At 59.9% G+C, this 9,839-nt stretch carries 8 protein-coding genes; all 8 read right to left on the bottom strand.

The genetic code is table 11. From position 1 onward, the window contains the following. The coding region (locus tag VL547_RS10820) for a S1C family serine protease (RefSeq protein WP_325577682.1) at window positions 1-953 on the bottom strand (953 nt) is incomplete at its 3' end. A gap of 55 nt (window positions 954-1,008) precedes the next feature. After that, window positions 1,009-2,421, bottom strand: coding sequence for an alpha/beta hydrolase family protein (locus VL547_RS10815; protein WP_325577681.1), 1,413 nt, complete (start codon window positions 2,419-2,421; stop codon window positions 1,009-1,011). A 3-nt stretch (window positions 2,422-2,424) separates the two neighbouring features. Continuing rightward, window positions 2,425-3,090, bottom strand: coding sequence for an SdpI family protein (locus VL547_RS10810; protein WP_325577680.1), 666 nt, complete (start codon window positions 3,088-3,090; stop codon window positions 2,425-2,427). A gap of 1 nt (window position 3,091) precedes the next feature. Continuing rightward, window positions 3,092-3,355, bottom strand: coding sequence for an autorepressor SdpR family transcription factor (locus tag VL547_RS10805; protein WP_325577679.1), 264 nt, complete (start codon window positions 3,353-3,355; stop codon window positions 3,092-3,094). Window positions 3,356-3,461: 106 nt separating this feature from the next. Further along, a complete protein-coding gene (locus VL547_RS10800; protein WP_325577678.1) occupies window positions 3,462-4,472 on the bottom strand; it encodes a FecR family protein in 1,011 nt (336 codons plus the stop codon). 11 nt (window positions 4,473-4,483) lie between these two features. Then, the gene (locus tag VL547_RS10795) at window positions 4,484-7,771 is read right to left on the bottom strand and encodes a TonB-dependent receptor (protein WP_325577677.1); all 3,288 of its coding nucleotides are present in this window, start codon (window positions 7,769-7,771) and stop codon (window positions 4,484-4,486) included. Further along, complete coding sequence (locus tag VL547_RS10790; RefSeq protein WP_325577676.1) at window positions 7,761-8,606, bottom strand: hypothetical protein; 846 nt, start codon at window positions 8,604-8,606, stop codon at window positions 7,761-7,763. The genes VL547_RS10795 and VL547_RS10790 overlap by 11 nt, the downstream gene beginning before the upstream one ends. Before the next feature lie 12 nt (window positions 8,607-8,618). Further along, window positions 8,619-9,839: hypothetical protein (locus VL547_RS10785; RefSeq protein WP_325577675.1), on the bottom strand; the 1,221-nt coding region annotated here is incomplete at its 5' end.

The following is a 9,839-nucleotide window of genomic DNA, read 5'->3' as shown; positions in this document are numbered from 1 at the left end:
TGCCCCTGGCGGAAAACCGTCAGCTCCTGGGGGATGCCTACCGTTTCGAAGGTGAGGTAGCGGTGCAGGTCGTCGGTGGAGGCGACGGGCTTGTCGTTGAAGGCGACGATGATGTCGCCGGTGCGGAGGGCGCTGTTGCGGACGCCGGCGTCGGCGACGAGCTCGTAGACGTAGACGCCGGTGTGGCGGGCGAGCTTGCCGACGGCAACCATGCGCTCGGTGAGGTTGACGAGCTGGCCGGCGATGCCCAGCTGGGCGCGGCGGACGCGGCCGTCGATGATCAGCTTGCCCGCGATATAGGAAGACAGGTTGGAGGATACCGCAAAACAGAGTCCTTGCGCGGAGGGTATGGTCGCCGTATTGACGCCGATGACCTGGCCGTGGGTGTCGAGCAACGGGCCGCCGGAATTACCCGGGTTGAGGGCGGCGTCGGTTTGGAGGACGTCGTCGATCAGCCGGCCGTTTTTGGCGCGGAGGGTGCGACCCAACGCGGAGACGATCCCTGAAGTAACTGTGTACTGGAGGCCGAGCGGGTTCCCGACGGCGATGGCGATCTGGCCGACCTGGAGACGGTCGGAGTCCGCAAAGGTGAGCGTGCCCAGGTTGTTGCCATAGACCTTGATGACGGCGATGTCGGTGGACGGGTCGGAGCCCTTGAGGTCGGCCTGGAGGATCTGGCCGCTGGCCAGCGTGACCTGGATCTTTTCGGCGCCGTCGATGACGTGATGGTTGGTCACGATAAAACCGTCGGAGGAGATGATAAAACCCGAACCGGTGCCGCCGCCCTTGCGCGGTTGTTTTGTCCGGGGATCGGTCTCCGTTTTTTCTACCTGTATATGGACGACGGCGGCGCCCGTGGAGGCGACGACGCCGGTGATGGTTTTTGAGTAGCTGTCCAGCAGGTCACGGTCTTGCTGGAGGGTATCGTTTACCCACTGTATCATTGGTTCCATGAAGCTGGGACATCCAGAATGATACCAGAGCGGTTGCGCTGTCAGTTTGACGGGTTTAACGCCGCGCGCCGGGCACATTGGCGTCCAGCCAGTCGCCGATGGTCTTTAGCGCGTCGGGATCGAAAGTCTCTTCGAGCTTACCGTATTCGTCGACGGTGCAGGTATGGCAGTGCTGAAAAAGGTGGTTGAGACCGGGGATCTCGTGTACGGTGACCTTTGTCTTTTCCATGGGATTCACCAGGGAGTTGATCAGCTGGAGGTCCAGACCGTTGTCCACCTGGACGTCCTTGCTCCCACCGAGGGCGAGCACCGGGCAGCTCAGACGTGCATAGTCCTTGCCGGGGTCGTACGTCAGGAAAAACTTCCACCAGGGCTGCAGGAGCATTGGGGCTTGCTGGGTCAGGGCGGTTTTGAGCGCGTCCGGGGGAACGACGTAGGAGGGGATATGACCGGTGGAGTCTTTATTGGCGTTTACGAAGGCCCGGTATGCGGAGTCGACGCCCTGTACGAACTGGGCGGCGGCAGTGTCTTTGATGATGTGCTGCAACAGTATCTTTTCGCGGGTGGCGGCGGCTTTCATGGCGGGGCCGGACGCGTGGCTCAGCTCCATGGGCTTCAGTGTCTGGTAACCCATCGTGGCGAACCCGCCTTCGACCGGGGCGGCCAAAAGGACGATAAACGCAATTGACGGATCGGCGGCCGCGACCATGGGGGCGATCATCGCGCCCTCGCTGTGCCCCAGTAGACCGACGCGCCGGGGATCGATCGCCGGGCGGCTGCGCAGCCACGCGACGCTGGTGGCGACGTCCTGCGCGAAGTCCGCGCTGGTCACACCGGGAGGACCGCTGGTGGTTAGACCCGCGCCGCGGTCGTCGACACGAAGGACGGCGTAGCCGCGACGGGTGAGGTAATCGGCGATGACCGCGAACGGGCGATGGCCAAAGATGGTTTCGTCCCGGTCCTGGATCCCGCTGCCGGTGATAAGAACGAGGGCAGGAAAGGGTCCGTGACCGGTAGGGTAGGTGAGGGTAGCGCCAAAGTGGACAGTATGAGCGACGTTGTCGTATTCCACGCTGTCGCTGTGGTAGGGATACGGTGGTTGAGGGGTCTGCGGCCGTTTTGGCGGGGCATAAGCGCTGGCGGCGGCGCCACTCAGGCGATGGATTTCCAGGGGGGCTTTGGCCGCGCCCTGGTGCCAGCTGCCTACGAAGGTGGTGTCGTTGAGCCGGAAGGCGGTATAGGTCGCCAGCGGGGACCTGATGACGCACACGAGGCTGTCCCCATTCAGCCGGACCTCGGCCAGGGGTAGACCGATAGCGCCCTGGGAGGGGACGTCGAAAGTACCGCCGTTACGGTTGAAGTGGAAGACGACGGGGAGGCTGCCGGCGATTTTGCCCATCCAGGAGCCGTCGAGCTGCGCTTGTGCGAGCAGCGGACACAGGAGCAGGGCGAACAGGATTCTTGTCATGGTTTAAGCTTTTTGGATCCGGCGGTAGCAAAGGTAGGAGTAAACGACCGGCCCTAGTCCGAGCAGGCCCGTACCTATGAAGAAAACGATCGTGCCCGCGTTTTCGGGCAGTAACGCGCAGGCCGCCGCCATGACCAGCCCCTGCACTACCCAGAGCCGGCCGCCCCATTGGTGCGTCTTGCGCCAGACCGTCTCGTTCTCCAGCGTCCAGGCCGTGCGGATACCGACGAAATAGTTCGGCTTCAGGCTGTAGAAAAGGTTGCCGAGATAGACATAGAACAGGCTCATCAACACATACAGCAGCCGTCCGCCCAGCACGAAACGTCCGTGCTGTGTGGAATAGATGATCGCCACGTTGAGGACGGTGAAAAGAAAGACGATCGCATAGGTGATCTTCCTGAGCGTCCCCATCGAATACTTTATCTTCTTTTTGGGATCGATGGAAGGAAGGTAGCGCAGCAGTAGCGCGACGCCCAGGCTTACCCCCATCAGCACCATATTGCCCACGATGGCGTCCCCGCGGGTGCCCCAGGCATTGGCTTCGCCGCGCAGGTCGAAGTGTGTCGGCACGGTGGCCGGTAATTGCGGGTAGACATAGGCCAGGTACGCCAACGGCGCCAGCCATACGAGCGCCGCGACAAGGTCTCCCCAGGTGAATTTGGCGGTCATATCAGGAATGTTTTTGGGTGAACTGAAGAATCCATTGCAACATATCGTCCAACACGGTGGTGTTGAGGGAATAAAAGATAAACTGCCCTTCCTTTTGCGCGGTCACCAGCCCCGCCTTTTTGAGGAGGTCCAGGTGGTGGGAGATGCTCGGCCACGACATATCGAAGCGCTCGGCTATCTGGCCGGCCGTGAGGTCCTTTTCCTTGAGGTGCTCCAGGATGGACCGGCGGGTGGGGTCGTTGAGGGCTTTGAAGAGCTGATTCATTTAGATAATTAGACAAATATCTAAATAATACTCGAAACCGCAAAGGGTCGGGAGCGTGTTTGCGAAGCGACGCTGGAAAGGATTTGCAAGAGAGTGTGTTATACTCTTATTCTATGTGGTACGTATCTCCACTCTTTTGGTACTGTGCGTGTGACTTGCCGCGTTTGATCTGACTCGTCACCTGGATGAGGGCCTCTTCGGCGGAAAGTCCGCTGAGGGTGGCGGTAACGGGCTCGTTTAGCAGGGCGGAGTCCGCCTCGATGGTGATGGCGTAACGGCGCTGCATGACCTCGATGACGTCGGATAGCGGTTGGTGGCTGAAGACCAGCAGGCCGTCTTTCCACGAGGCCGTGGCTGCGGCGTCTCCCATGGCGGCGTCCCCGGCGGCGACGGATGTTGCAGCGGACGAATGTTTGACCGGGCGCGGCTGCTCGAGGACAAGCCGGTCGGCCGTGTAGAACGCCTTCTGGCTAGGTATAAGCATCAGCGTGTCGGGGATATCGGCTTTTGCGGACGGGGCGGTGAGCATGACCTTTCCTTCGAGCAGGGTGACTGTCACGGGGTGGCCGGCGTAGGCGTCCACGTTGAATTTTGTGCCGAGCACGTGGGTAGTGACGTCCCGGCTGTGGACGAGGAACGGATGTTTGTCGTCGCGGGCCACTTCGAAATAGCCTTCGCCCTCCAGGAACACTTCCCGGGGGCCGTCGCCAAAGGTTTTAAGGAAGCGCACGTGGCTGTCCGAGTTGATCCACGCAAGGCTGCCGTCGCTGAGCTTCACCTGCAGCACCTGGCCGCGTTTGACGGCGATGTCGGCGTAGGCGGAGGAGGCGGGAGCGGGGGAGCGATGTACGAGCAACAGCGTCGACGCGATGGCCACCACTGCGGCCGCCGCGGCGGCGTACCGCACAAAGAGACGGCGGACGGGTACAGTCTGCGCGGTGATACGGCGGAACATCGCGTCTTCCAGGGCGGCGGCTTCCTCCGGGGAAAGGATGTCGTCGATGGGACCTCCCTTTTGCAGGGTCGCATGGTACGCCTCCACGAAGGCGCGCTCTTCCACGCTGGCGTTGCCACGCACATACTTTCGGATCAACCGGATCAGTTCCTGTCTGTTCATGCTTGCCAAGTTTAAAAGCTATACCGCAGCCCCAGCTGCATCTGCCAACGGGAAGCGGTGAGGTCGGTTTGATAGGGCACGGACGGTTGTTCCCAGATATAGATCGGATATCCGCCGCTGGTTACCCCTGTCGGGCGGAGCCCGATCGAGGCCGTGGAGTTAAAGAGATCGGAGGCGTAATATACCCGTCCCCAGTTTTTGTTGAGCAGGGCCGTCACATTAAATATATCGTAGGTAATCGTAATGGTGTGAGTGCCGGATATGACAAAGGTTTGGCTGACCCGGAGGTCGGCGTCCGTGTTCCAGGGCGTGTGGGCCGCATTGCGCTGCGTGAACTGGCCTTCGTGGCTGCGAAGGTAGGGGACGCTGCGGATGTATTTGTAAAACTCCTCGGCCTGGTCGCCCGCGGTCTTGTAAACCACGGTGCCGTTGGAGAGAGTAATGTTCCCCGTCTGGAAGAAGGCTGACGCTTCTTCGGGTTTGGGGATATAGGCGAGGCTCACCTGCTGCCCGGTCCCCTGGATGGAGTTGTTGACAAAACCGTAGGTAAAGGGTGTTCCCGAGGCCGTGCTGAAAAAGACCATGACCGCGGTCTGGTAACGCCCGTAGGTCTTGCTGTAATTCAGCGAGGCGATGATCCGGTGGCGGATGTCGAAGTTGGAGTACGCAAGCCCCGGGTTGTTGGGGTTCAGGGCCTGGTTGAGCTGCCAGTTCGACTCCATGGAGTTGCGGATGCCATTCGAAATGTCTTTGGACACTCCGTATGTATAGGCGGCCATCACGTCCAAGCCGAACGGAAAACGCTTGCTGGTTTGGGCCGTCACGCTGTACCGGTAGCCCTTATGGGTGTTCGAGAGCAGGTACATGGCGGTAAACGAGGGGTCGTTCGACTTGCCGGTAAAGATCGGCTGGACGTGGTTTACGTCGTATTGATAGTAGGAAACGCTGTCCTGCTGGTTGATCTGTTTAAAGCTGACGTCTTCCAGCGTCTTTGTAAAGATCCCCTCCAGCGTGAACTTCCAGCCGCTCCCGGCGTTCAGGTCCAGCGCGGTGCTGGTCCGCCATACCTGCGGCATCTTGAAGTGGTTGTCGATCAGGTCCACTTGGGTGGTCCCGTTCGGGTTGAGGGCCGAGATCCCGTTCTCGTTGACCGCGGAGGCCGCTATGCCGGTAGGGGAGGGCTTTTGCGGGTTTGTCCCCGGGTTGGGCACGGTGGGCGGAACCGCCGGGATGGCCTCGGGATTGCCGACATAGTTGTAGCGCTTGTCAAAGGAACCGTAGGTATTCCCATTGTTGTAAAAGGCGTACCCCATCCAGGCGAAGGGGATACGGCCGATAAACAAACCGGTGCCTCCCCGGAGCACCAGCTTTTTGTCGCCGGTGACGTCGAAGTTATACCCGATACGGGGCGAAACCTGCAGCTGGTCGAGGTAATTGTTGGTGATTGCCGATGGACGGGTGTATGTGTAGGTCGTTCCGTAAAAAGGGTCGGGCGTCGCGCGGACCGTCTTGAGGGAGAGCGGTTGTTTTTGGGGGACGTCGGCCATGTCCAGCCGCAGACCCGGGGTCAGCTTAAAACGCTGGCTGACGGCGATCTCGTCCCCGGCGTATACGCTGTACAGGTTCACCTTGAACTTGGCGCTCGGGTGGGCGAGGATGTAATCCCGGTCCTGGTCGGTGTAATTGAAGTTCCCCCGGATACGGCTGGGCTGCTGCGCCAGGAAGGCCTGAACGGAGGGGTAGTCGATACGGCCGTTGGGAGAGTTGACGAAGCCGTAGGTGATATTATACAGCTCATTGTGCGTGCCCAGTGTTATGGTATGCCGCCCTTTGATCACCGTGACGTTGTCGGTGAACTCGAGGGTGTTTTGTTTCATGTTGAAGATGGAGGCTTCCCGGTCCGTGCCGATCAGGATGGTCGTGCCCAGGTATTCGCCGCCGATTTGCATCTGGGGGTAATACGCGTAGGAGAGTGGGTTCCGGTAATCGTGCACCGCCGTGTATCCAACGACCAGGCTGTTGGCCAGCTTGTTGCTGAAACGGGATTTCAGCTCCAGCACGGTCGCATTCTGGTTGTTGACCTGCTGGTAGTCCTGGGAAGAGAACCGGAAGTTCTGGTCGTCCCGGGTCAGGTTGGTGGACTGGGAAAACACCATGTTGTTGCGGATGGCCAGCTGGTGCTTGGGGCTGATGTTCCAGTCGAGGCGGTTGAAGAATTTTTTGGACCGCGAATAAACGTTATAGGCGCCCGCCGTGCCAGGGTCGTAGTTGAAATTGGTCTCGAGGTAGTTGGTCAGTGCCGCGGCGTCTGCTTCGGTGATGACCTGCTGGGCGATGGGGGAAGCCGCGGTTTCGGTCAGCGGGTCGACCCGGTCGGTGATTTCTTCGTTGGTGAAGAAGAACAGCTTGTCCCTGATGATGGGCAACCCCAGGCGGAAACCCGCCTGTTCGTCGTGAAAGGCCGACCCGATCTTGCCCGTACCGCCGGCAATGTCTTTTCCCATCAGGGCCGGGTTTTTGTCGAACACATACACCGAGCCTTCCACCTTGTTGCTCCCGCTCCGGGTGACGGCATTGATGCTGCCGCCCGTAAAGTTACCCACCTTTACATCGTAAGGCGCGATATAGACTTGAATGTCCTGGATGGCGTCGATCGAAATGGGGTTCGTCCGGGTGGAGCTCCCGATCTGGCCGGAAGTCCCGGTCTGGCCGCCCAGGGAAGGCGAGAAACCGATGGCGTCGTTGTTGATCGCGCCGTCGATGGTGACGTTGTTGTACCGGAAGTTGGTCCCCACGAACGAGTTGCCGTTGTATTGAGGGGTCAGCTTTGTATAATCCTGGAAGCTCCGCGAGCCCGCCGGCATGTTGCGGATCTGGGCGCCGGTGACGTTGGTCCCCGCGCCGGTAAGGTTTGCCCGGGCCGAACCGGCGCCCTTTATGACGACCTCGGACAGCGCCTTTGCGTTTGAAACCATGATGAAGTCGAGCGTGCCGGGGTCACCCAGGGCGACGACGATGTTGTTTTTGGTTTGGGTTACCATGTCCGCGGAGGTCACGGTTATGGTATAGGGTCCTCCCACCCGGAGGTTGACCAGGGTGTACCGGCCGTAGTCGTCGGTGGTGATGACGTATTTCGTCCCCGTGGGCACGTGCACCGCGGTGACGACGGCGCCCGGTATGAACGCGTGCAACTGGTCCAGCACGCGGCCATTCAGGGTCCCGCTAACCTCCTGGGCGGACGCGCGAAGCGCGGTGAAAAGCACTAAAAGAAGAAGCGCGAGCCGGTTCTTAGTAGTCATAAGAGAAGTTTCTGCTGCCTGTGTAATTATATTGTATGTCTTGGAAGGATTCGGTACAGCTCGACGGATACCCCTTGGCGTTGTACGTATAGACGCGGGTGGAGGCATAGTTGACCAGCGTATCCAGGGTGGGTACCGAGCCGCCGGTGCTGGTCACCGGTACGGTCCCATCGATGCGGGTATAGAGCACATTGTTCTTGTTCACCGTGGCGGCGATGTCGCCGGGGAGCTGGTGGACGTCCAGCAGGGGTGGGAACCCCTGGAAGGGGTTGGGTTTGTCGTCGAAGGTGTATGTGCTGACCTGGCGGAGCGTCGGCCGTCCGGACAGGTCCAGCGAGCTTTGGTCGATCTCGGTGACATTGGCCCCGGCGGCGTCATAGGTAAAAACATACAGGCTCTGGATGGGGAAGTTGGGTGGATTGGTCACGGAATCCAGGACCGATAGCAGCTTACCGGCGCCGTCATAGGTATAGACGCGCTTGCCCACGGTCAACGGCGTGGTGTAGTCGATATGGGTGATCCTGCCGCTGGCGTCGAAGGTATAGGTTTGCACGCCCAGGTTGTTGTCCGACGATGTAGCCAGCCGCGTCCCGTTGTACGAGAGGTTATAGGATATCTGCGTCTGGCCGGCCTTTTCAAAGACGTCTGTGACCCGGTCCGCGGAATCGTAGGACAGGATAAAGGTCGTCACCGGCCGCGGGTCGTAGTCGCCGACGCCAAGGTTGTACCGGGCCAGCTTACCGGTCCCGGAGGCGTCCAGCGGCCCGGGGTTGGGTGCGTTCTTGGTACAGGCGGTCAGCACCAGGAGCGCCAACGTTATATAATGTCGCTTCATGCGCGTGTTGGGTTATTGATTGAAGTAAATGTCGTTGACCCCGGCCTTCACATAGTTGATACAGGAGCGGAAGGACAGCCAGTTCGTATTAATCACCAACGGATACGCCTCGTTGCTCACCGCGATGGGGATGGTGCAGATCGACGGGTGGTAATTGGTACCGTCGGTACGCAGCAGCCAGCTGTCGACCTCTGTCCCCAAAGGGGTGTTGTTGCCCAGGTCGTCGAAGTGGTCGAAGGCGGCGAACTGGCTGTAGACAGCCAGCCAGTCGTTCTGGGCCAGGGGTTGGTCCCCCGTGGCGGAAGAACGACCGGCGGTGTATACGAGCACCCGGTAGTAGCGGGGTACCCGCGGCGTACCCGCGGGCCGGAGGGTATCGTTGGGGCCGGCGTTGTTGTTCCGCATATTGGCCGAGACGTCCATTTCATAAAAGGGGGCATCGACCGTGGACTCGAAGCGGTTCAGCCCTTTGGCGACCAGGAACTCGGGTCCCAGGCTGTCCATGGAATTGGTAAAGCCGCTTTCATAAGATGAGTACACATCCGGGTTCGTGCCGTAGATGGGCGCCAGGTAAACGTCGATCGTCTGAGTATTGGCATTGAGGGTTTGGTCCGCGTATGTGGGCGTCAGGTTCATAAAACGGATATACGCCGAGGAATCCTTGAAATGGGGCAACTTGTCGGGGTGATCCTTGACCGACACCAGGCCAAATGAGTTCGAATAATAATTCAGGCTCTCCTCGATGTCGTAGATGGGCAGGCCCGCCGAGGCGTTGATGCCCCCCGACAGGAACAGCTTACAGGGGCCTTCGTTGATCAGGAAAAACGTCTGGAGCGCGCCGCCTTCCAGCTGTATAGGCTGGTCGAGGAACTTATCCCCCCGGACGTTGATCTCGTTCCCGTACAGGCTTGCCGGCTGAACGCTGTACAACGTCAGCTGGTGGGTAGTGGCGGACAGCGCGGCCCAGTTAAAATAGTTCATGCCGTTGATGACCGGCGCCAGGCCGATCCTATCCGTCGGGTTGGGGAAGTCTTTGTACCCGGCGGCCATGAGGTTGTTATACCCGTAAGTCCCGGAAAAACTAACCGGCGAGTTGTCGGTCCAGCCCCCTGAAGGGATGTTGACCAGGGTCGTGGTCGGTATCGAATTGTCCGGCTGGTATACCGAGCCGTCCGGGCTGTTGACCGAGGAATCCCCGTTGGCGTTGATTTTTCCATCCATATAGAACTGGAG

Origin of the sequence: Dinghuibacter sp. (assembly GCF_035492835.1) — a bacterium.
Lineage (GTDB): Bacteria > Bacteroidota > Bacteroidia > Chitinophagales > Chitinophagaceae > Dinghuibacter.
The sequence above is the reverse complement of the archived record's forward strand: the minus strand, read 5'-3'. Positions and strand labels throughout refer to the sequence as shown.

What these genes read in the sequence shown, in the direction of transcription:
- VL547_RS10815 (WP_325577681.1), bottom strand. Translation starts at nt 2,421, where the DNA reads ATGACAAGAATCCTGTTCGCCCTGCTCCTGTGTCCGCTGCTCGCACAA.
- VL547_RS10810 (WP_325577680.1), bottom strand. Translation starts at nt 3,090, where the DNA reads ATGACCGCCAAATTCACCTGGGGAGACCTTGTCGCGGCGCTCGTATGG.
- VL547_RS10805 (WP_325577679.1), bottom strand. Translation starts at nt 3,355, where the DNA reads ATGAATCAGCTCTTCAAAGCCCTCAACGACCCCACCCGCCGGTCCATC.
- VL547_RS10800 (WP_325577678.1), bottom strand. Translation starts at nt 4,472, where the DNA reads ATGAACAGACAGGAACTGATCCGGTTGATCCGAAAGTATGTGCGTGGC.
- VL547_RS10795 (WP_325577677.1), bottom strand. Translation starts at nt 7,771, where the DNA reads ATGACTACTAAGAACCGGCTCGCGCTTCTTCTTTTAGTGCTTTTCACC.
- VL547_RS10790 (WP_325577676.1), bottom strand. Translation starts at nt 8,606, where the DNA reads ATGAAGCGACATTATATAACGTTGGCGCTCCTGGTGCTGACCGCCTGT.